General features: G+C 54.0%; 18 protein-coding genes and 2 pseudogenes. 5 read left to right on the top strand and 15 right to left on the bottom strand.

Features of this window, described 5'->3' with window-relative positions:
* Positions 1 to 3: 3 nt before the first annotated feature.
* Positions 4 to 1,350: a histidine-type phosphatase gene (locus ACPOL_RS16965; RefSeq protein ID WP_114208100.1), complete on the top strand. Its 1,347-nt coding sequence runs from the start codon at positions 4 to 6 to the stop codon at positions 1,348 to 1,350.
* 21 nt (positions 1,351 to 1,371) lie between these two features.
* Here ACPOL_RS16965 and ACPOL_RS16960 read toward each other — a convergent pair whose 3' ends face one another.
* The 10 genes and pseudogenes from ACPOL_RS16960 to ACPOL_RS16920 all read right to left on the bottom strand — a co-directional run bounded on the left by ACPOL_RS16960 (position 1,372) and on the right by ACPOL_RS16920 (position 13,624).
* Complete coding sequence (locus tag ACPOL_RS16960) at positions 1,372 to 1,671, bottom strand: hypothetical protein (protein WP_114208099.1); 300 nt, start codon at positions 1,669 to 1,671, stop codon at positions 1,372 to 1,374.
* 288 nt (positions 1,672 to 1,959) lie between these two features.
* Positions 1,960 to 2,985, bottom strand: coding sequence for a GlxA family transcriptional regulator (locus ACPOL_RS16955; RefSeq protein ID WP_114208098.1), 1,026 nt, complete (start codon positions 2,983 to 2,985; stop codon positions 1,960 to 1,962).
* Positions 2,986 to 3,146: 161 nt separating this feature from the next.
* A complete protein-coding gene (locus tag ACPOL_RS34185; protein WP_414633378.1) occupies positions 3,147 to 4,541 on the bottom strand; it encodes an efflux transporter outer membrane subunit in 1,395 nt (464 codons plus the stop codon).
* A gap of 99 nt (positions 4,542 to 4,640) precedes the next feature.
* Positions 4,641 to 7,742, bottom strand: a pseudogene (locus ACPOL_RS34900) (efflux RND transporter permease subunit); the annotation flags it as partial.
* A gap of 8 nt (positions 7,743 to 7,750) precedes the next feature.
* Entirely contained in the window at positions 7,751 to 8,983 is a 1,233-nt protein-coding gene (locus ACPOL_RS16945; RefSeq protein ID WP_114208097.1) for an efflux RND transporter periplasmic adaptor subunit, read from the bottom strand.
* Positions 8,984 to 9,129: 146 nt separating this feature from the next.
* A complete protein-coding gene (locus ACPOL_RS16940; protein ID WP_114208096.1) occupies positions 9,130 to 9,921 on the bottom strand; it encodes an isocitrate lyase/PEP mutase family protein in 792 nt (263 codons plus the stop codon).
* Between the two features lie 261 nt (positions 9,922 to 10,182).
* Complete coding sequence (locus tag ACPOL_RS16935) at positions 10,183 to 10,971, bottom strand: MIP/aquaporin family protein (protein WP_114208095.1); 789 nt, start codon at positions 10,969 to 10,971, stop codon at positions 10,183 to 10,185.
* A 96-nt stretch (positions 10,972 to 11,067) separates the two neighbouring features.
* Positions 11,068 to 11,778 carry an SDR family NAD(P)-dependent oxidoreductase gene (locus ACPOL_RS16930; RefSeq protein WP_114208094.1) on the bottom strand — a complete coding sequence of 237 codons (711 nt, stop codon included), beginning with the start codon at positions 11,776 to 11,778 and terminating at the stop codon, positions 11,068 to 11,070.
* A gap of 134 nt (positions 11,779 to 11,912) precedes the next feature.
* Positions 11,913 to 12,782: an SDR family oxidoreductase gene (locus tag ACPOL_RS16925; protein WP_114210874.1), complete on the bottom strand. Its 870-nt coding sequence runs from the start codon at positions 12,780 to 12,782 to the stop codon at positions 11,913 to 11,915.
* 146 nt (positions 12,783 to 12,928) lie between these two features.
* Positions 12,929 to 13,624: an isochorismatase family protein gene (locus tag ACPOL_RS16920; protein ID WP_114208093.1), complete on the bottom strand. Its 696-nt coding sequence runs from the start codon at positions 13,622 to 13,624 to the stop codon at positions 12,929 to 12,931.
* Between the two features lie 366 nt (positions 13,625 to 13,990).
* On the opposite strand from ACPOL_RS16920, the gene ACPOL_RS36350 reads away from it, so the two are divergent.
* Together ACPOL_RS36350 and ACPOL_RS36345 are read left to right on the top strand one after the other, a co-directional pair.
* Entirely contained in the window at positions 13,991 to 14,365 is a 375-nt protein-coding gene (locus tag ACPOL_RS36350; RefSeq protein ID WP_114208092.1) for an ArsR/SmtB family transcription factor, read from the top strand.
* A 3-nt stretch (positions 14,366 to 14,368) separates the two neighbouring features.
* A complete protein-coding gene (locus ACPOL_RS36345) occupies positions 14,369 to 14,563 on the top strand; it encodes a DUF1272 domain-containing protein (protein WP_414633306.1) in 195 nt (64 codons plus the stop codon).
* A gap of 23 nt (positions 14,564 to 14,586) precedes the next feature.
* On the opposite strand, the gene ACPOL_RS36340 is transcribed toward ACPOL_RS36345, so the two are convergent.
* Entirely contained in the window at positions 14,587 to 15,261 is a 675-nt protein-coding gene (locus tag ACPOL_RS36340; protein WP_114208090.1) for an RNA polymerase sigma factor, read from the bottom strand.
* 400 nt (positions 15,262 to 15,661) lie between these two features.
* Here ACPOL_RS36340 and ACPOL_RS36335 point away from each other — a divergent pair, with 400 nt between their 5' ends.
* Positions 15,662 to 16,699 carry a GlxA family transcriptional regulator gene (locus ACPOL_RS36335; protein ID WP_414633377.1) on the top strand — a complete coding sequence of 346 codons (1,038 nt, stop codon included), beginning with the start codon at positions 15,662 to 15,664 and terminating at the stop codon, positions 16,697 to 16,699.
* A 62-nt stretch (positions 16,700 to 16,761) separates the two neighbouring features.
* Here ACPOL_RS36335 and ACPOL_RS16890 read toward each other — a convergent pair.
* Both ACPOL_RS16890 and ACPOL_RS16885 read right to left on the bottom strand, forming a co-directional pair.
* Positions 16,762 to 17,727, bottom strand: a pseudogene (locus tag ACPOL_RS16890) (MFS transporter); the annotation flags it as partial.
* Positions 17,728 to 17,916: 189 nt separating this feature from the next.
* Complete coding sequence (locus ACPOL_RS16885; protein WP_114208089.1) at positions 17,917 to 18,414, bottom strand: methylated-DNA--[protein]-cysteine S-methyltransferase; 498 nt, start codon at positions 18,412 to 18,414, stop codon at positions 17,917 to 17,919.
* 851 nt (positions 18,415 to 19,265) lie between these two features.
* Between ACPOL_RS16885 and ACPOL_RS16875 the strand changes: the two genes are divergently transcribed.
* Positions 19,266 to 19,553, top strand: coding sequence for an MGMT family protein (locus ACPOL_RS16875; protein ID WP_236656840.1), 288 nt, complete (start codon positions 19,266 to 19,268; stop codon positions 19,551 to 19,553).
* On the opposite strand, the gene ACPOL_RS16870 is transcribed toward ACPOL_RS16875, so the two are convergent.
* Together ACPOL_RS16870 and ACPOL_RS16865 are read right to left on the bottom strand one after the other, a co-directional pair.
* Positions 19,522 to 20,403, bottom strand: a complete 882-nt coding sequence (locus tag ACPOL_RS16870; protein ID WP_414633305.1) for a DNA-3-methyladenine glycosylase family protein — start codon at positions 20,401 to 20,403, stop codon at positions 19,522 to 19,524. The genes ACPOL_RS16875 and ACPOL_RS16870 overlap by 32 nt on opposite strands.
* A gap of 35 nt (positions 20,404 to 20,438) precedes the next feature.
* Positions 20,439 to 21,443: a GlxA family transcriptional regulator gene (locus ACPOL_RS16865; protein WP_161557410.1), complete on the bottom strand. Its 1,005-nt coding sequence runs from the start codon at positions 21,441 to 21,443 to the stop codon at positions 20,439 to 20,441.
* Positions 21,444 to 22,118: the final 675 nt, after the last annotated feature.

The following is a 22,118-nucleotide window of genomic DNA, read 5'->3' as shown; positions in this document are numbered from 1 at the left end:
TCCATGACCAGAAAAAAAATCTACACCACCAGGTTGGTGCAAGTTCTAGCACTGCTGCTTATCGCGACCGTCGCCGCGCCGCCCAATTATGCGCAGAAGAAAGCGGAAGCACTAGGTACGGTTAAGTTCGTACTCATCTTTAGCCGGCATGGTGTACGCTCCCCGTCTGGAAGTGCCGAACAACTGAACCAATACTCATCCCAACCGTGGCCGAAGTGGGACGTTCCTCCTGGTCACCTTACTCCTCATGGCGCCAGACTGATGAACCTCTTCGGCGCCTACTATCGGTCCTACTATACTCAGCAAGGTCTCTTCGCCGCTCAGGGCTGTGCCGATGCCGGGCGCATCTCCTTCTATTCAGATTCAGACCAGCGCACGGTTGAGACCGGAAAGTCGCTCATCGCGGGCATGTTTCCGGGCTGCGATGACAAGCAGCCGGAGCATCATTTTCTCGCGGAGGGCGAAGAGGATCCGCTCTTCCACTCGCTCTCCGCCGGACTCGGCAAGCCCGATCACGATCGCGCCGTAGCCTCCATCGCCGGCCGCATCGGCGCCGATCCGGACGGCATCACCGAGGCATACGGGGCTCAGCTGGAAGCCCTGCAGCGCATTCTCCTAGCCTGCACGCCATCCACTCCATGTCCTAGCCCCGGCCACACTGCAGCGAAGACTTTGCTGGCTATTCCAGCCAGCCTCGATGGCGGCAAGAGCGACCATCTCGCGGAACTAAAAGGCCCGCTCAATACGGCATCGACAATCACGGAGAATTTCCTGCTCGAATATGCCGACGGCATGCCGATGGACCAGGTCGCCTGGAGCCGTGTCGACCTTCCGACACTAAAGCAGCTGATGAACCTGCACACCGCAGCATCGGATCTCACCCGGCGAACCTCGTACCTGGCCACCGTCCAGGCCTCCAACACGCTCGCCCACATTCTCCAGACGCTGGAGCAGGCCGAAACCGGCAAGGCCATCCCCGGCGCACTGGGCAAGCGCGGAGACAAGGCAGTCATCCTCGTAGGTCACGATACTAACCTCACCAATATCGCCGGCGCCTTGAACCTGAACTGGCTCCTGGATGGGCGCCGTGACGATACGCCACCTGGCGGCGCCTTAGTCTTTGAACTCCGGCAGCGTCCAGGCGAATTCGAAAGTCGAGTTTATATCTACTACGTAGCGCAAACGCTCGAACAGATGCGCAGCCTCACTCCGTTAAACCTGGATAGAGCTCCTGCAAGGGCAAGCATTTTTCTACCAGGCTGTAGTGGCGGCGCGGTTGGTTACCCATGCGATTGGACCAGCTTTTCTCAAGTGCTCACAAAAGTTATAAATCCAGAATTTGTAAAATAGCCTTTACGCAATGCGCGTCAATCACCTATCGGAACGAAGCCCATCTCTCTTGATTTCGCTCGACCCGCGAAAATCGATCACGTTTTCAGGCTCGAGTGGGCGTCCTTCGAGTTTGCGCTTCAACCTCTTTTCCCACAAGCTAAGAGCAAACAGACTGCCAAGTGCCAGTGTGTCGAGGGCGGCCTTCAAAACCTGGCATCTCTTCACCTTCGAAGATAGCTTGTATCGCATGTGGGGTGACAGCGCCCACACCCCGCTCACAATGAGGGTGTCGATCGGTCCCACATAGTCAGCATATTTGCAGGAATCAGCGATGATCATTCCGCCTTCTGTTGTCACAGCGCCGTTCGATCGAGTGTACAAAATTCGGATCGAATAATATCGCTCTCCATTGACTACAGACGCTCGAAAACTGAAGCAGGGCCTGTCAGATCGAGAATCTCGAACGGATACGGCACACCGAAAACGACCACGGGATGTGACGCATCGGCGAACTCCGTTCACTGGAAATGTGGGCCGAACAGACGTCCCTCGACCGTCGGTCTAATGAGCACGAGCCTTTCCAGATTCAGCAATCGATTTGGCGACAAAGCCGACGCGGCAACTAAATTAGACCCTCGCTTCGTCTTCGAAGAGCCGCTCTGGGAGTAGTCCACGATCGCGACCCAACTCCCCAAATCGTTCACGGTACTGATTCGGCGTCAGCCCAATTTGCTGTCGAAGTGCTCTACGTAACGCCTGTTCGTCGCGGAACCCCGTCATGTGAGCAATCTTGCTAAGCGAGGTACTGCGCTCTTCAAGATGTTGCATCACGGCTTCGACGCGAAGTGATTGCACCCAGCGCGCGGGAGTCGTATCAAACTGAGTTTTGAATTGACGCATGAAAGTCCGTGGACTCATCGCGGCGGCTCTCGCAAGATCTTCAACGTCGAGTTTTCGGTTTAGATGCGCTTTGACCCAAACAGGAAGATCGCGCATCCTCGCGTCTTCTATCTCTTCTTGCTGCGCCAACAAAGTGCTGTACTGAGATTGCCCTCCAGGCCGCCTCAGAAACAGGACCAATATCCTGGCAATCTCAGCAGCTACCGCATGTCCAAGATCTTCTTCGACAAGTGCGAGAGACAGATCAATACCCGCCGTCACACCGGCGGTGGTGTAAAACTTGCCCTCTTTGATGAAGATGGGATCGCGTTCCACCCTGAGATGCTTATAGCGGTTCTTGAAAAGATCGCACCAAAGCCAATGTGTAGCAACGCGATGCCCATCGAGCAGGCCAGCACCTGCCAGAATAAACGCCCCTGTACAGATGGATGCGATACGGCGAATATAAGGGGCACGCTCTTGCAGCCATTTCGGCAATTCAGGTGACTGCTCGGCGACGGCTCCGTCGCCTCCGATGGCAATCAGCGTATCGATTGGTCCCACATAGTCAGAGAATTTGAGGGCGTTGCCGATAGACATCCCGCCTGCAGTCTCGACTGTGCCACCCGATCGGGTGGAGAGGATTTGAATCAAGTAATGGCGTTCGCCATTCTTTGTAGCGCGCTCAAAAACTGAGACCGGCCCCGTCAGATCGAGGATCTCGAACGGAGACGGCACAAGAAAAGCGATAACGGGATGGCGGCGCTCCGTCATGGTACGATATTACCCCAGAATTGGGCGATTTCCGGGTGATTCGTCGGGTCGCGCGCCCTTTTGCAAAGGTTTCATATCGCGCTCTGGGACACCGTGCCGGGGCACGATCATTCGAGCCCGCACGTCTCCTTAGATGAAGGAAGTCACCGCGCAACCTAAGGTTAGTCGGATGGATGCCAACCGCCGCCGAACGAGCGGAACACTGTTATAGCTGCGCGAGATGCGTCGGTTCGATTAGAGGCCAATTCGTCCTGGGCTGTCAGCAATTGACGGTCCGCATCCAGCACATCGGTGAGCGTGATTGAACCAGCTTTGTAAGCCTCTTGGGACAGATCACGAGATCTTGTCAGCGACTGCACTTCGGCTTGCACCTCAGTGCTATAAGCCTCTGTTTCAGCAAGCGAGGCAAGCGCGTTTTCGACATCTTCCGCAGCCTTCAGCACAGCCAACCTGTAGTCGATGAGAGATTCGGCATTCACGCCACGAGCCTGTCTCACTTCAGCATTGACTCTGCCAAAATCGAACAGACGCCAGCGCAAGCCGCCTACAGCAGCAGGTTGAAAAGCGGCCCCGGTGAAAAGACTCCCTGAGTTCAAACTATCAAAACCTAGAACTCCCGACAGCGAAATCTTCGGATAGTACTCAGCAATGGCAACCCCAATACGTTCGTTCGAGGCGGCAAGACGTCTCTCCGCTGCAATGATGTCAGGGCGACGACGTAGCATGTCAGTTGGTTCCTGGTTCGCGATGTTGGGAATAGAGGGTACAGGTGTTACCGCATCGAGTTCGTGGGCGTACGTGCCTGGTTGCGCTACCATCAAGATATCCAAGCGGTTCAATTGCTTCTCAAGGGCTAATCGCAGCGGAGGAAGGGTTGAACGAGCTTGCCGTAAGAGCGCCTCTGCCTGCGCGATTTCGCGTTTCGTGGCAGCACCTGCATCGAGTCGGTTCTCCACCAGCTTCAACAGGTGTTTGTCTGTCTCCACCTGGTTATTCGCGATTGCGATCCTCGCTTGATATCCGCGAATTTGCATGTATGCGTCCGCGGCGTCAGCTGCGACCGTGATACGCGTCCCGATCTGACTCGCTTCGGCAACTTGTACCTCATCACGTGCTGCCGCAGCGTTGTGGCGGATTCCGCCCGCCACATCCAGCTCCCAGCTTGCGACAGGACCGATTGTGTATTCGTGGATATTGCGCCGGAAGCTTGGAACGTTACGAGAAACATTCCCGAGGTTTCCCTCTAAACTCTGGTGCTCAGCAGTCGCTGAGGCGTCCAGTTCGCCGGTCGGATACAATCTGGCGCCAGCCCCAACGGCAACTGCTCTCGCTTGATTCACTCTTTCAAGCGATGCGGCAAGGTCGAGGTTCTGGCTTAGAGCCCGCTGCTCGATCGTGACGAGCATGGGATCATTGAAGCCGGTCCACCATTCGTCGAGTGATGGAGCAGGCGTTTTGCCGGAGTTCGAACTCTCTTGCCTGTTATGAAAAGGGGCTAATGCCGCTCCCGATGGCGCCTTGTATTTTGGGCCGACTGAGCAGCCTTGGAGAAACACACTCAGTACCAATACGCTAACGATTGCAGCAGTGGTAAGAGCCGACTCGGGAAGTCCAACTTTCCTCTTCTTCTTCGCCTCACCCTTGCGCACAAGTGCGTAAAAGGCTGGTGTAAAGAGGAGGCCAAAGGCTGTTACACCGAGCATTCCAAAGAACACTGTGGTCCCGAGTGATTGCCGCATCTCCGCGCCCGCGCCATGCGCGACCACAAGCGGCCCCACACCTGCGATAAACGCGAAGGAGGTCATCAGAATTGGACGAAGACGAACATGGGCTGCGTGTACAGCTGCTTCTTGAGCATGCACTCCATCGTGGTCTTGCCGCTGCTTGGCAAACTCGACGATCAAGATTGCGTTCTTAGCGGCTAAACCAAGCAGTACAACGAATCCAATCTGTGCGAGGATGTCAATCGGCATTGTCCGGATATTGAGGCCCGTCGTTGCCGCGAGCAGGCACATCGGCACGATCAGCACGATCGCCAGAGGAATCTTCCAGCTTTCATACTGCGCAGTCAGCACGAGGAACACAAACAGAGCAGAGGCACCGAAAATCGCTGCTGTAGGGATGCCTTTTTTTGCCTGCTGATAGGCGAGGTCCGTCCACTCAAACGTAATACCTGGGGGAAGGTTCTCCTTGGCCAACTCTTCGATGCGTTTGAGCGCGGCTCCTGACGAGACATTCGGAGCAGGCTCGCCCATGATTTCTGAAGCAGCATAGAGGTTATAACGGGGCACACGATAAGGGGCAGTCTTTTCTTTGAAAGTGGCAACCGTACTGATCGGAACCATCTCACCACTTGAGTTGCGAGCCTTCAACCTTCCGATTTCGTCTGGTGTTTGGCGGAACTGTTGATCTCCCTGCACAAAAACTGGGTAGGTACGTCCGAGAAGATTGAAATCGTTCACATACTGCGAGCCCATGTAGAGTTCAAGAGTGGGAAAGATATCTGCGGTAGAAAGTCCGACTTTCTCCGCTTTTTCACGGTCGATGTCTGCATAGACACTGGGCGAGCCAGCGTTGTAGAGCGTATATACAGCAGCGAAAGATGGATCTTTTCGAGCCGCCGCCACGAGCTTATTCGTAGCATCGGCCAACGCTTGTGGTCCTAGTTCTGCACGGTCCTCAAGCATCATTTTGAAACCACCAGCCGATCCGAGTCCTTTCACAGCAGGTGGATTCACGACGAGTATATTGGCGTCCTTGAACCCTGCAAATTTCTTGCGAAGAGTAGCCACCATGGATGCTGCGTTGACTCCTTCGAGGTGCTCTCCATAGAGGGAAGGCAGCGAAGTGAAGACGGTGCCGACGTTCGGCGCAACAGTGTTGGTGGTAACGTCGAGTCCCGTTACGGGCGAGGTGTGACGACCTCCGCGAGTCGTAAGCACGATTTCATTCACACGACGCACGACTTCATCGGTTCGCTCCAAGCTTGACCCTGGAGGAAGCTGGCACACGACAGCGAGGTAGCCGATGTCCTGCTGGGGGATGAAGCCGGTCGCCATCCTAGACATCTGAAATCCGGTCAGCCCTATGAGAGTTACTTAGACCAGAAGGATGACGCCGGTGATGCGGACAAGACGACTTGTCAGGTTGCCGTAGCTGGTAGACAACCAATCAAATACTGCGTTGAAGCCCGAGAAGATCGGGTTCAAAAGGCGAGCTAAACCGGTAATCCTGTCATGCTCGGTCCCAACTGCGTGGGGTTTCAAGAGGATCGCGCAGAGAGCAGGACTGAGAGTGAGCGAAACAAAGCACGAGATGATTGTCGAGCCCGCGATCGTTATGGCGAACTGCTTAAAGAAGAGCCCCGGGATTCCGGAGATGAAAGCGACTGGGACGAACACGGCGCACAGTGTCAAAGCGATCGCAATAAGAGCCGTTGACACTTCGGTCATCGTCTCGTGGGCTGCTTCGAGTGGAGACAAGCCGCGCGCCATATTACGCTCGACATTTTCGACTACAACGATGGCATCGTCGACGACAATACCGACGGCAAGTACCAATCCAAAAAGAGACAGGTTGTTAACCGATCCGCCCATCATGGTCAAGATGGAGAATGTGCCTATCAGCGATACCGGGATCGCGACGACAGGAATGATCGTCGCTCTCCAGTTCTGCAGGAAAATGAAGACAACAAAAACAACAAGGACGATTGCAATAGCAACTGTCTTAATCACCTCCTCAATCGACTGTCCTACAAATGTCGTCGGGTCATAGATCTTGATGTAATCCACACCTGGAGGGAACGTCTTTTTGAATTCAGCCATTTTCTTCCAGATGGCATGTTCCAACTGAACCACGTTTGCATCCGGTGTCGGAGTCACAAAAAAGGGAGCGCCGGGATATCTATCCGCGTAAGCGAGTGAGCTATAGTCGGCGGACCCCAGCTCCGCACGACCGATATCGCGGATTCGGGTAATACGTCCTTGGCTGTCATTCTTGACAATCACGTCCTCGAATTGCTCTGGTGTGCTGAGGCGGCCCAACGCTTCGACATTGATCTGATAGGCCCCTTTAGTGGACACCGGCGGTTGATTCAACACGCCCGCAGAGATTTGGGCGTTCTGTGCGCGGAGAGCAGCGAGGATCTCGGTGGAGCTGATGTTGTAAGCCGCTGCCTTGTCAGGGTCAACCCAAATACGCATGGCGTATTGGCGATCACCGAACAGTTGGAAGTCCGCAACGCCGGGAAGCCGGGCAATCTCGTCGCGAATATGAACCATGTAATTCGAAAGATATTCAGGTGAACGAGAGCCATCGGGCGAATATACGTGCACACCCAACAGAAGATCGTCGATCGTCTTCTTCACCTGCACTCCTTGAAGCTGAACCTCTTGTGGAAGGCGGGAGAGTGTATTTTGAACTCGCGTATTGGTGCGGAACAGGTCAATGTCAGCGTCGCTCCCAATCTTGAATATGACCGTGATCGTTAGCTGGCCGTTGCCGGTGGATTGGCTGCTGATGTACTCCATGCCTTCTACGCCATTGATTGCTTGCTCAAGGGGTGTCGCCACAGTACGGGCGATAACATCCGCGGAAGCACCTGGGAAGAGCGTTGTGATCTTAATGGTCGGGGGGACAATGTTCGGATATTGGGCGATTGGCAACGACAACATCGTTGCCAGTCCGGCCAGCACGATGAACACGTTGAGAACAATCGCGAACCGTGGGTGTTCGATGAAGAAATGAGTAAGTTTCATGGCTAGACCTAGTTGCTCCCTTCATCTGCGCTAGCAGCAATCGTGCCGCCCTGACTCGATACCTTTGCTCCTGGGGCGACGGGCGTTCCCCCGATAACAACTCGATCCGAAGACGTGAGACCGGAGTAAACAACGCGCAGGCCAAAGCGAAGGCCTCCGGTCTGGACTTTCTTTTCCTTCGCTACGCCGTCCGGTCCAACAACTAGAACCATGCGGTCTGTCTGATCGGCTCTTACAGCAGCGTCCGGGACGAGGAAGACTTGGTTTGAAGACTGCAGGTTCACGCGAACCCGACCGAACGATCCTGGCGCCAGCAGAAGATCTGAGTTCGGAACGGTCGCTCGCGCATGTATGGTTCCGCTCGAACGATCAAGAGTGTTATCGAGAAAATTCAACGTGCCTTGGCGCTTGAATTGGCTTTCGTCACTCAGCGAGATATCAACTCTGTTGGCTAGGGCGCTCCTCTGCGATGCCCGCTCGCGCTGGAAGTTGAGATAGTCGCCTTCGCTCATGTCGAAGTTTAGGTAGATAGGATCGACGGAAACGACAGTCGCTAGAAGTGTCGTCGAACTGCCTCCACCCCGATTGCCAGACACGAGATTGCCAATAGAAACAAGATGCGTACCCATACGTCCAGAAAATGGAGCATAGACGCGCGTGCGATCGAGATCGAATTTCGCGTCACGAACGAGGGCTTCTGATTCTTCAAGCGCGGCTTGAGCAGATCTTTGCTCTGCGGCCTTTTGATCTACGTTCTCGACGGTACCGGCATCCGTCTTCTGCAGTGTTTGAGCACGTGCTAGCTCTGTCGCTGAGAGCTCCAGCCGGGCACGAGCTTTCTCCACTTGAGCCGTACTTTCGTCGAGTTTGATCTGATAGGGAGTCGGATCAATGACGAATAGAAGGGTGCCCTTCGGGACTACGGCGCCGTCCTTGAATCCGATGTACGTCAGTATCCCACCGACTTGAGCTCGCAACTCGACTTGCTCTACTGGCGAGAATTGGCCCAAGAACTGGAGCCTTCCGTTAAGCTCTCGTTGCAAAGGCTCGCTGACGATAACAGTTGGGGCAGGTGCCGCGGCACTGACAGCTGATTCGTGGAAAAGTTTCGGGCCGACTATCGCAGCCGCTAAGACTAATACGAGCAGAGTTGCAACTCCCACGTAGAGCCTTGGGCTATGGTGGAGCGAACTCTGCGCGTTTGCGGAACCCGTCGTTGTCTCGGTGATTGTGTTTTCCATGGTCTCTCTCGTGTGAGGTGTTTTGCGTCGTTCTTTGAAGGTTTCGGAGCCCGGTTTCAGCCGTGGTGCTCACCGACGGACCGAGTAAATGGACTTATTGCGTTGTCCTCGAACTGAACGGTGCGACACACGCCATGATTCCTTGCCTATCTGGTGACCGCACGAGCTGCCTGTTCCAAAGCATTAAGCGCCTCGATGTAGGGGCCTGCCCCATAGCTCACGCGGGATACACCGCTATCGGCCAGCATTTGAACCGAGGTTGATGAATCAGCCAAGATGTTTATTGGGATTTGGCTTCTCTTCGCGAGTTGGGAGATGAGCGATATCGTCGTCAACCCCGGCACAAAGAGGCCGTCCGCTCCGGCTTCTGCATATGCGGATGCTCGATCTAGAACCTTGGCAAGCAAATCCTCATCGTGCTTGACGGATGGACCTTGGAAGAAAAGGTCACATCTAGCGTTGATGAAGAATTCAACATCAGCTGCGTCCGAGGCTCTGCGTGCGGCGCGAATACGGCCTACCTGCGTCGCTATATCCCGAATCGTCCTGGTACCGGGCACACTGTCCTCAAAGTTGCACCCTACCGCTCCCGCACTGATAGCAAGGGAGAAGTTTTTCTCCACTTCCTTCGGGTTCTCGCCGTAGGCGCTTTCGAGATCAAAGCTTACTGGCAAATCCACTGCTTCTACGACTTGGCGAAGGCTCTGAAGTGCCAGCTCGTAGGGTATCTGCTCACCATCTTCGAATCCATGAGCCTTTGCGACAGCCCAACTGCTAGTTGCAATTGCTCTTGCTCCGGACCTGGCAACTGCCCGTGCGCTGCCCGCGTCCCAGATGTTGTAGAGGATGAGCGGCGTTCCGGGAACATGCAGCTTCCTAAACACTTCGATCTTCTCGGCTAATTTCTCTTTAGGTACATTTCCCGCTTTTGTCGTCATGTGCTTTCACCTGCCCTTTCTTGAATGTCGCGCTCGCAGTCGCACGTCGGTTCCCAATGCCGCGGAACTATCTAAATAAGTGCTAGCGATTTATAGACGCGCATCGAAAACTGACGATCTGACATATAAGGGGCAAATCCTGCCACAATGTCGGCGTAGCCGGGAACGAGTTTGCCGACAGTATTCTGTTCCTGGGCTGTCTCACGGGAGATCGGCGAAACACTGCAGGGACCCGGAATGCATTTGGAACGAGTCAGTCTTTCAGTCGCATAGATATCCACAATGAATGCAACGAACATTGGGTGGATGCAGGAGCTTCGCACATCCATACTCCGCATTTTTGAGACTGTGCTTATGCAGTTGTGCCGCCACAAACATCCCCAAAGGTGGTCCAGCGAGGTACACCCAGATATGCTGCCACATCATCCCTGGCACAGCGGAAGCAAGTGTTCGAGCCGGGTTCATACTTGTTCCGGACAATGGCGCCTCGATGATGATTAGGACATCCACAAGAACACCAATAGCCAATGCCGTGAAACGGATCAGACGAGGCGAGGAGACACAAATCAAGATCGTTGCCATGAGAAGGAACGAAATTAGCGTCTCTGCCGTGAAGGCGATCATTTCACCACCGGGGCCTGGCATCGTCATGGCATAACTGACCGGCGGATCGGTAAACAGGCTCCCCATGGCCAAAGCGACAAGAGCAATGCCGAGAGTTCCACCCATCGTTTGTGCGAGGACGTAAAACAGTGCGTCCCAGGGGTGAACCTTCTCTAATAGGAGAAACGCTATTGTGATCGCAGGGTTCATGTGGGCGCCTGAGCGCTTACCCCACGGAGATTGAATCAGAAGTCCCAAAACCATGCTGATTGACGTCGCCATCAGGACAATGCGTAGGGTTGTGTTCGGGATGAGCGAGTAGAGAAGCGATCGGGGCGCCTCAAACACAGTTACGAGAACCCCAACCGAGACCATAAAGACCGCCAACAGTGCGATCTCTATCAGATACTCGGGCCAGTGTTCCTGTAAGGACGATTTCATCGACATGCTTTTTCCATACTCGCTATCAGTCCCGGCGCGGGAGGTTTAAGCACGCAATAAATTGTCCGCTGCGAGAGGGTTCCGCCGCCCGCAACGGAGATCTCAGTGACCAGCCGTACGACCGCCATCGATATAAGAGATTTCGCCAGTGACAAAATCTGAATCTTCGAGATAGTTGACCGCGCGCACAACGTCGGCCACCGTCCCATATCGGTTTAGCGGGGCGAACGACTTCTTTCCCTCCAGAGATGAAGGATCATGGAGCGGTGTATCGATGATGCCAAGCGATACAGCATTTACTCGGATGTTGTCTCTGGCTAGTTCCATCGCAAGTCCGCGAGTCGCGGAAGCACAGGCTCCTTTCGATAGAGAGGCCAGGACAGCGGGCACATCTTGAAGCGCATGTTCAACCAAGCTCGTCAGGACTTGGATGATGTGGCCTCCGCCTTGCTTTTGCATGGCCGGCACGGCGACTTGAGTTGCGAAGAAGACGGCATCCACGTTGGTCGCCATCACTCTTCGATACATCTCTTCAGAGATCGACGCAATCGGTCCTGGACGCCAGATGCCTGCATTGTTGATGAGAGTGTCGACTCTACCGAAGCGGTCTAGCGCCGTTTGAACGACTTTCCTGGCAATAATGGGGTCGCCGATGTCACCGGGGACCGTGATGTAGTCGGCGTCATCGGATGGCTTAATCTCACGCGCATTTCCAACAACACGCCATCCGCGCGCTCTATAAGACTTTACGAACGCCGCGCCCAATCCCTGCGACGATCCGGTTACGACCAAGACTTTTCGCTCTTCACTCATTTGATTTCCTCACTCCAAGGGTTGGCTTGCCGGGGTCTATGTTCGGACGCTGCGGAGGGTTCGAGCGTCTGGCGTGAGCCTGTTCCCCGTCTTCGCTTGTCGATGAACGAAGACAGACTCAAACTCCGACTGAACTACTGAACGTTCAATTTCGTCAGTCCATCGAAGCCGATGCCAGAGATCATTTGGGCCTGAATGGGTTGCACGGCGACGTTAACTGCGTCAGCGCCATATCCTGCGCCAACGATCAGACGGTCAGGACGCTGACCTGCAGGCGTCTCGACCAGCTTGACCAGCTCTTTTGCCACATCGTGGGAGTCGGGCGCCTCGGCACTGCTGAAGACGCGCGACAAGAATTGGACAAATGCACCTGGAAGTGTGGCGATCTCTCCATATTCCTGAGCTCGACCGGCATCAGCGGGCTGTTGGGTCGCCGAGTATAGGCCAGTCGGATATGCGCTAGGTTGAACGAGTACGACGTCGACACCCAGCTGGGACAACTCATAGCGGTAGCTCTCAGTAAGAGCTTCCACTGCGAATTTAGAGGCACCGTAAAGTCCGATGAATGGAATCGTCACGCGACCGAGGATCGATCCGATATTGATAATCAGACCGGATCGCTGCTTCCGCATATCAGGAAGAGCAGCTCGGGTCACACGCTGAATCCCGACAACATTGACCTCAAACATTTCGCGGACCTGTTCGGGAGTGTATGTTTCCGAAATCCCTTGAGCAAACAAGCCTGCATTGTTGATCAAGACATCCAGCTTGCCACCAGTTTTCCTGTACAGCTCGCTGAACGCAGCGCCAACACTGACGTCGTTGGTAACGTCCAGTTCTAACGCCTCAATACCTTTGGAACGCAGATCATCGGCGGCCCCGCGATTGCGACCACTCAGATCGCGCATTGATGCGAATACCTGATGCCCTGCTGTAGCAAGCGTTATAGCTGCGTCTTTTCCGAAGCCGTTAGACGTGCCAGTGATAAGAATTGTCTTGCTCATATAAGACTCCTCTTTAGTTTCCGTGTTGTCCTTCATCCAATCTCTAAGGAAGATCACGTGGGCGATTGATCCCGCGATTTCTTGCCAATGCTTGATAAACGGCACGCAACAAAGCCCTATAAATTAGGACTCGGCCGAAAGTGTCGCTATGCCGAAGCCGCTGCCTTCATACGCTTTACGGCCTCGTCAGTGGTCCACATTGCGTTCGCCATAAAGCGAGCGTTAACCATTGCCGCTTCGTAGCCGTCGCCTTCGTCGTTCACGCCTGCCGCCACCGCGTCTCGCACCAACGCGACTTCGAAACCTGCCTCGATAATGTCTCGCATGTGGGATTCAAGACAGATATTGGCGACTGGGCCCGCCATGATTACCTTCTGAACCTTGCGCATGTGCAATTGCTTGATCACGTCGTTCGCTACGCAGCCAAAATGCTTGTGAGGTGACGTGTTGCAGGTATGCCCGTCCATCAGATATTTCTTGAACGGCTCATAATAGTCCGACCGCGAGCCGTGGAAGCCTTCGAGATCAACCGGATCCTTGCGACCACAGAAACCGATACCAATGAGATAGTCCGCGATGGCTCCGGGAGGGACATTCCATTGGAGGTCCGTAGGGTAGTACCAGTGTGGCGAATGGATGATGTAGTAGCCGAGTTCCTGCGCAGTCTTCAGGAGCTGCTCCAAATTCCCAACTACGTTACGTTTCTTGAGCGCGTCCGCGATCAGCTCGTAATACGTCCCGGTCTTCTCTTCAAGAAATTCGTTTTGGATGTCGGCCAAGACCAATGCGGTATGTGGCTTGTCGATCTGCATCTCCGGGTTGCGATGGGTGAACGTAAACATTGGCAAACTCCTTGATGATCTGAATTCGTTGCGCTTGTTCGATGACTATCGGAAAGCATCGTTGTGACAAAAAAGAGGCAAATTCTGCCAGGCCACACTTGCCCACCGCCGATCTACACAGGTTGATGAGGCGCATATATCCGGCACTGAACCCGTCAGCGCGATGATGCTGTGGAGCGATAAACGCCAATGCTGACGCGGCTCGTACGACGTGGCAAGTGGGCAGTTCATCTCTTCGTTGGGCGACGAACATGCCACCGTTAACTGCTATCGCTAGCGTCGCGTCGGCGTCAGTACCATAACGATGACTCTGAGACTTCTTCTCTTTCCTAGGCATCGAAAGATTCGCGAGCGTACTAAAACACTATGCCGGGATGCGAGGGTCGAGACGCTTTGATGAACTCGATGGATGAATTGCGTGCGGTGCAGATCGCAAGAGCATTTTGCGATCACACCCGCTTCTTGATCTACAAACATATCGCCGAACTGAATGAGATGCGGTGCCAAGATATCTGCCTCGGCACCTCAGTCTGCGCTTCAACCGTCTCCCATCACCTAAAGGTACTGTCAGAGTCCGGTTTGATTGAATCGCGAAGGGAGGGCCAAGGAGTGTACTATCGCACGGTTCCAAACAGTCTGAGAGCATATTGGAGATATCTCCGGATGCTTGAATCTGAGGGGCGGCCACTGCGGAAGATCTCTACCGCTACGAGGCGGGTGCCGCCGGCTGTACAGCACTAAGGAATGGGTCGGGCTATGTTAGGGATGAAATGCAATTGCGAACGTTGCGGCGGAGAGCTGCCACAGGATTCGCTAGATGCGATGATCTGCTCCTTCGAATGCACGTTTTTTCGAAAATGCACGGTTGAAGTCCTAAAGAGCCGATGTCCGAATTGTGGAGGCGAACTGATTCGGCGCCCTGTCCGGGCCCTCAGCTGAATTATGTTAAGACGCGTAGCACTTCATTTCGAGCTCGTTCGAGATGAGCTAGAGGCAAGAGATGATTGTTGTGGACGACATTCATCGGGGTCGGGACAAAATACTCTAAGGCGATGTCGGGCACGGTACAACCTCGCTTTTGCCGCACATACTGAAACGTCTAGGGCGTCAGCGATTTCCTCTAACGTGTAGTCGTTATTTACCCGTAGCATAAGGGCATGTCTCGACACTGGATCAAGCGTTTGGGAAGCCGTGGCAATATGCCGGAGCCATTCTTCGGCTCTGCAGATCTCTTCCGGAGACCACTTATGGTCCGGGATCTCCTTGATAGGCTCCCGGTCATCCGAATGGCTTTGATCGCTCAATGAATATTCTCGAAGAACCTTCCGCTTCCGGACTTTCATTAGGGCGCAATTGATAGCGATTCTGCTCATCCAGGTGTAGATGTGGCATCGACCACCAAATTGGGGCAATGCAACGTAGGCTTTATATAAAGCGTCCTGCAGGGCGTCCTCTGCGTCTTCGTGATGTCTGGTGATCGCGATGATCTGTTTGAATAACCGCTGTGAGTACGTTGTTTGCAACTCTTCAAAGGCATCGTGGGAGCCGGCCTGAGCTAATTGCACAAGATCTTCCGACGCAGCGACCTCATTTATGCTGTCATCTAACCGGTTGGAATCACAGATCGCCCTATCCATCTTCCTCTCCCTTCGAGCTTCAATGCGGCTCGCCAATACTGCGAGGGAATTCGATACACGTCAAATTCTCTCGGACTTATATTCACCGATTGGAGGTTGCAAATGCTGCCAATAACCAATCATTTTGTGCCACGGTGCGAGGCGCATTCTTCAAGCCGTGATGTCGAGCGAATTAGGCCGTAGGCTGCGGTCGGACGACAGGTGAACCGGTTGGTAGCGAACCGATGAAAACACGTGGGAAAATGCAATTCTGTTCGTTCGAGATCATGCTATGCCTAGTCGCCCACGAGTCATCGCTTTTATCGTTGCTCCGCCAGTCGATCTTCTTAACTTGATAGGGATCGCCTCGTTGTTGTTCTCCTACCCCGCAGTTGAGGGGAAGCCGTGATACGCGCTCAAGATTTTATCGACAAGTCCCGAGCCCGAGGTACAGTGCACGGCCGGCATCTCTGTGAGCAACGGAGTATTGTTTTCCGAATGTAACGGTCCCATAGACACGCTTATAGCCATTAGCGGAGAAGGGGCACTCGGCGAATTATCACCAGATCTGTTCCGTTGGATACGTAAGCGTGCAGCTCGCGTCCGCCGAATCGCCTCTGTGTGTACTGGAACGCTCATGCTCGCACCAACAGGAGTTCTAGATGGAAAGCGAATAACGACCCATTGGCATCATGTCGACAAGCTCACAAAGCTTTATCCACATCTGCGGGTCGAGAAAGACACTATTTATATCAAGGACGGGAATGTTTACACGACTGCGGGCGTGGCTGCAGGGATCGATCTGGCACTCGGGTTCGTCGAAGAAGATCTCGTGCACGAAGTTGCTACTTCTATCGCCCGTGAGTTGGTGTTATACAGGCGTTGCCCCGGTAGCGAAGCACAGTACAGTACTATTCTCAGTCAGCAGGCCGACGTTAGCGGGACGCCAATGCAAGACCTTCCAGCTTGGGCCATGGCTCGTCTTAATCAGAGACTTGACGTTCACTCGTTAGCCAAAGTCGTCGCAATGACGACCCGCACCTTCGCTGGTCAGTTCGAGGTGCATTTTCGTACAACACCGGCTCGTTGGCTGCAGTCACTACGCGTAGAGGCAGCATGTGGACGTCTCGAAGCGCAAGCGTTGCCCGTCAAGGCCATTGCAAGGCTTACCGGCTTTCGTGACGAGCAATCCCTGCGTTGTGCCTTTGTGCAACAACTGTCAATGACACCCGTGAACACCGAGAACAGTTTGGTGCCTTCATGGCGAGCGATCTTAGATCCGATTCTCAGGGAGAACCGGCGGCGACGTGATGGTTCAGTTTGCAATATAGGTGGATCAGGCCTTAGCCAGCCCTTCAGCACGGAGAATTCTCTGTCCGATACGTTGATTCGCCAGGTAGCAAGTTCTGCGACGCCCAATGCAACAACTACGAAGACCGCACCTAGATACCCAAGATGATGAGGTCCAAGAACATTGATGGTGAGCGCCCCAATTACACCAGCGGTTGTAACACCGAAGTATGTGCATGAAGTGTTCAATCCGAGTACAACAGGGGCCGTCTGGGGAGCTACTGCAACTAGCCGATGCTGCTGCGGCGCTAGAAGACCCCAGCCGCAGGCGCCCCAGAGGATCAAAGCAGGGATGGCGGTCCACAAAGTCGCGCTCGCCCAAGAGAGGGACGCAAGAACGATTGTGAGCATAATGAGCATTCCGAAAATTAGCCTGCGATTGCCCATGGAATCCGCCAACCGCCCGACGAATAGGTTTGCGACTGTTCCACTAAGCCCAAATGCAACCAGGAGCAGTCCGACCAATACAGAGTTGTGGCCAATAGCTCTATCGAAGACAACCGTAAAGTACGTGTAAGTGACAAACTGCCCGCTTTGATAAAGCCAAGTGGTGAGGAGCGTAAACGCCACCCGGGGGTCTCCCACAGGCTTTATGCGCTGGAAGAGAGAGATCTTGGGCGGCGGTGGAACTTGAGCCAACATAAGAGCAACACCCACCAACGACGCTGCGGCGAGAGCTGATACGAATACCATCGTCCACCGCCAGTCCCCCAGTCCGCCGATAACAGCACCAATAGGTGAACCAAGAGCCGTAGAGGCAGTCAGCCCGGCGATCACGATCGACAGCGCATAACCGCGCCGTTCGGGCGGAACCAGAGTAGCAGCGGCACCCGTGGCGGTCGGCGCAAACATTGCGGCGCCTATGCCAGCAAAGATTCGGCTCGCGATAGCGAGGGCAAAATTCGGTGACGCTGCCGTAACCAGGTTAGCGATGACGAAGATACAGAGCCCCGTTAGCAACATGCCTTTCCGTGGAACGTGCGCTGCCACCGCCGCAAGTAGTGGTGCCATGAGGGCGTAGGTGATCGCATATGCAGTTGTCATCTGTCCAGCAGCGCCGATGCTGATATGGAAGTGGCGTGAAATCTCTGGTAGCACGCCTGCTACGACAAAACTGTCGGTGCCGAGAGCGAACATCCCGAGCGCAAGTACAAGTAAACGTCGATCCATCCTAACCTCCAAGCGAAACAGGCTTATGATGATCCAAGGGAAAAACCTGTCGTGACAAAAACAGGGCGAATCCTGCCAACTTGAGATCGCCGAGCCTTCTGACTGTCTCAGAATCCGCAACCGTCTTTTGTTCGAAGTGCTTCGAACTGTTCGTCTTCACGAGAACAGCATTTCGTCGCGACCCTCAAGCCGAAGAAGATGAGCCTTAGCATCTAGCCCGCCTGCGAACCCGGTGAGCTTTCCGGAAAAACCGATGACGCGATGGCAGGGTACGAGGATTGCTAGAGGATTCCGTCCGTTCGCTGCACCCACCGCTCGTGTTGCTTTCGGGTTGCCGAGTTGAATAGCAAGCTGACCGTAGGTGCGAGTCTCTCCAAACGGAATTTCTAGGAGTGCTGCCCATACTTCCTTTTGGAATTGCGTACCTCTCATATCGAGAGGCACTGTGAATGCATCTCGCTTGCCGGCGAAGTATTCGTCTAGCTCCTTCTCTGTGCGAGTCAAGAGGGCATGATCCGGACGTTCTACCAGCTCTGACAGGCGAACACGCCGGGGACTGTCGTTTTCCCAAAGAATAGCCACCAGTCCCGTCTCGCTGGCGACCACTTTCAGCGGTCCGATGGGAGACGCAACGATTTTGTATGACAAACTCATGCTGCTCCTTCTAATTTGCCAGACGTTCTAATGAGTTTTTGCCTCGCATAGCGGGAGTAGATGCTCTTTAGCAATGCGTGGTCGCATCAAGCCGAGCTGCCTTCAAGGTTCTTTCCAACTGGTCGAAACCGTCATGTAGCAGATCCTCCGTGGAAGCAAGAGGCACTTCCGTGGCTCGTTCTGCGTGCCCACTGGCGACGCACCGAGGCGTAGAACGTAGGTATTTTTCTAATTCTTCTAAACCTTCTTGCACTGGGTCATGGGAAAGTTCTTTCAACGTTGCAACACTCTGAGCCTCGGCTTTCATCGCGTCCTCCTTAATGAACCAGTCTTACGTACTAAGCGATAGATGAGAGCGCAGTGCGGCAGGATATGCCAAAAAGCATGCATATCCTGCCAATCGCTCTTCAAGTGAGATTGGATGTCGATTGATGATTCTGACGTAGGAAAGCTCCGCTAAACCACACTACTCGCCAGGCAATCTCCTTACCAAGACACTCGCTACGGAATACCAGATGGTATTGCCCGACGAGACTTCCATTGAGTGTCATGGCTGTCTACCCTGAATCGCTAGGGCGTTCTTCAGGACTCCAGTCCGAGTGATCGCCGACTCTTCAAGCAGCTGGCAGAAAGACGAATACCAAGGCCATTGCATTTGCTAGAGCTGCGACCTAATTGGACTCCTGGTTATCTAACAAATACATATGAGTGCCCAGTCCAAATCAAAACGCCGAACAGCGCCGCCAAGGATTGTATTCGAACAGCTGTCAATCGAACGGAGCAAACGAGGCTTACTTCGTGAGGCGCTTCGACCCAACGAGGAGCGCGATATAGCATTTCGAAGGATGATCTTGTCAATTCCGGTCGGCAAGGTCAGCACCTACGGCAGCGTCGCTGCCGCTGCAGGTTACCCCCGATATCATAGAGCCGTCGCCAAGCTTCTTCGGATTGACCCGGTAGACCAATTGCCGTGGCATCGAATTCTGGGTGCCGGCGGCGAGATCAAACTGCGCGGCGATGCAGCTCACGAACAACGCTCACGGCTAAAGCTCGAAGGCGTGGAATTCGAAGGAAAACGAGTAAATATGGACGAGTTCGAACATTTGTTCAAACCCTGGGAAGTGTATGGAGATTACTAATAGCTTTTCCTTCGGCGAAGCTCCTCCAGAGCGCCGATGCGGCATATGCGCGCCAAGGACGAACTCGTTTGACCTCAATCTCGGGATGTTGCTTCAACACCTTCTTTAATCCATAGTCTGTTGCAGGGAATGCATCATTATCGTGGAAAGCCCTCATCGCTATATACTCTGCTGTCCAACTACCCACGCCCGGAATGGCAAGAAGAGTCCTTTTTTGCTCGCTCGTTGATCCCGTTTTGCTCCAATCGATCGAACCATTTCTAAGGAGCGTCGCCAGGGTGCGGATAGTTGACCTGCGATCTTCCGAAGTACGAACACTCGACAAGTCTGCGTCAATGATCTGCTCTGCGGTCGGAAATAGATAAATACCGTCAGATGTTTTCGGATGACGCGCTTTCGATTCAGCGGTTCTCATCAACTCGTTAATCAAAGTTCGACCGAAGCTCACGGATACCAATTGCCCGAGAACCGTAGTAAACATCGATTCAACGCCATTCCAAGCGCGACCGACACGGAGTCCTGGGGACTGGGTCCATAGCTGAAACAAAGAAGAGTCGCTGCTCATCGCTTTATCGAGAATGTCAGGTTGTGCTCTGAGATCGAACATATCTTCCACCGTCGCAGAGATTTCGACGACGTCCTCTTCAGTAGCGTTCCAGACAGAAAGACGAATGGCGTGAAGGCTATCGTGGTGTTCAACACGAAACCAGCCGAGTCCAGCGCGCGTGTGTGCGATACGCTCATACCCCGAGCTATCTACTGACTCCAGATGCGGAAGGTGATGAGCACGAAAAAATGCGAGCATCGACTGCCAGTCGTATGGCTGAGCGTACGAGATGTCTCGTATCATCGGTTTGCCGCCCGGCGAGATTTTAGAATGAGAGGTCATCCAATGGGCGCGATCGACTGAGAGCGTCTGGCCTCTTGAACTCCAAAGCGTTCCCGATATTGTTTTGGAGTAATCGCAAGCTGTTGGAGAAACGCTCGACGCATCGCTTGTTCATCTCGAAATCCGACGCTCCGGGCGATCGCCTTCACAGGAAGTTCGCGGGCTTCAACCAGCTGTCGTGCGGCCTCTACCCGAAGTGATTGTATCCAACGAGCCGGAGTCGTACGAAAGTGTTGTTCAAACTGCCGGGCAAAGGTCCTCGGTGTCATCGCGACGGCTTTTGCTAGGGTACTCACATCGAGCTTTTGCCCGAGACGTGTTTTTGCCCACGACGGAAGATCGCGAAGCGGAGTGCCAATCACGTACGCTTGCTGAGCAAGCAACGTGCTGAATTGCGCTTGATTACCAGGTCGCCTCAAGAACAGGACCATTTCACGAGCTACAGATGCTGCCACCGTTTGCCCAAGGTCTTCCTCGACGAGATACAGTGCAAGATCGATTCCTGCGCTGACCCCAGCCGTCGTGTAGACCTTGCCGTCTTTGATGAAGATCGGATCGCGTTCGATCAGCAATTGCTTGTGAGTTTCCGCCAACAAATCGAGATAGCGCCAGTGGGTCGTCACGCGCCTTCCATCAAGCACTCCTGTCGGGGCAAGCATGAAAGCTCCAGTGCAAACAGAGGCAATGCGATGGGCGTGCGAAGCCCGTTTGCGTATCCAGCGAATGACATCGTCCGCCTGCCTTCTAAGAGAGCCTTCTCCCCCAACGGCGATGAGGGTGTCGATCGGCCCCTTGTACGTGGAGAAATGGACAGAATTGTTAATCGCCAGCCCTGCAGTGCTCTGTACCTCTGTGTCACTGTTCGTCGAAAGAATCTTTAGAAGGTAGTGGGGTTTGGCGTTCACCTTAGGGTACGAAAATACAGAAGCTGGCCCGGCCAAATCGAGAAGCTCGAACGGCGAAGCAACTAAGAACGCGATGACGCGTGGGCGACTGGACATAGCTTGAACTCGCGTTTGATTCTGAAGTCTGATTATTGCGAACCTGAAAGGGCAACGAATGCCAAAAATCAATTGGATTCGGCCATCTAGATCCATCTTGGTCCAGGCGCATAGAAGCGCAAGGTGCAGTATCGATCAACTGACGCGGACCGAGTCGAGTGCCGCACCATGGGCCGTCGAAAGCACGATCTCCAAAGGCGACCGATTATCCGTTAGTCGTCGGGATCTGTTCTGCGCGAGCGCAGTCCGGAAGATTGGGAAGACCCCTTACCCAGCAACGGGTTTGTAACGGATGTCTCAGGTCCACAACGTAGCGCATGTCCCGGTACACTCATCCCCTAAGCGAGGCTTGTCTTCCTTATCTGCTAGCCGATGGCGAGAACAGGGCGAGTCGCTCATCTAGGGTGAGCGCAACGTTCCTGTAACCACAATAGCCTGGAGGGTAAGGGTCCATTGCTGTTCCCTCTTCTCTATCTGCCAAAAGGCACACACCAGTGAAAAAGTGCGCCCAACTGTCAGATAGTCAGAGGCTCCTCTTAGGCGGACTGATTATCCGCTGCGCATTCCGTCATCTAGCGTAAAGCGAGGCTAACTAGACATAGATTGCTGGGGCAGAGTAAGTGCCAGAGATGCTTAACCTATTCAAAATATGCAGGATGCGCACTGTACCCTATT

It is taken from the genome of Acidisarcina polymorpha (genome assembly GCF_003330725.1).
Taxonomy (GTDB): domain Bacteria; phylum Acidobacteriota; class Terriglobia; order Terriglobales; family Acidobacteriaceae; genus Acidisarcina; species Acidisarcina polymorpha.
This window is presented reverse-complemented; position numbering and strand designations above follow the sequence as displayed.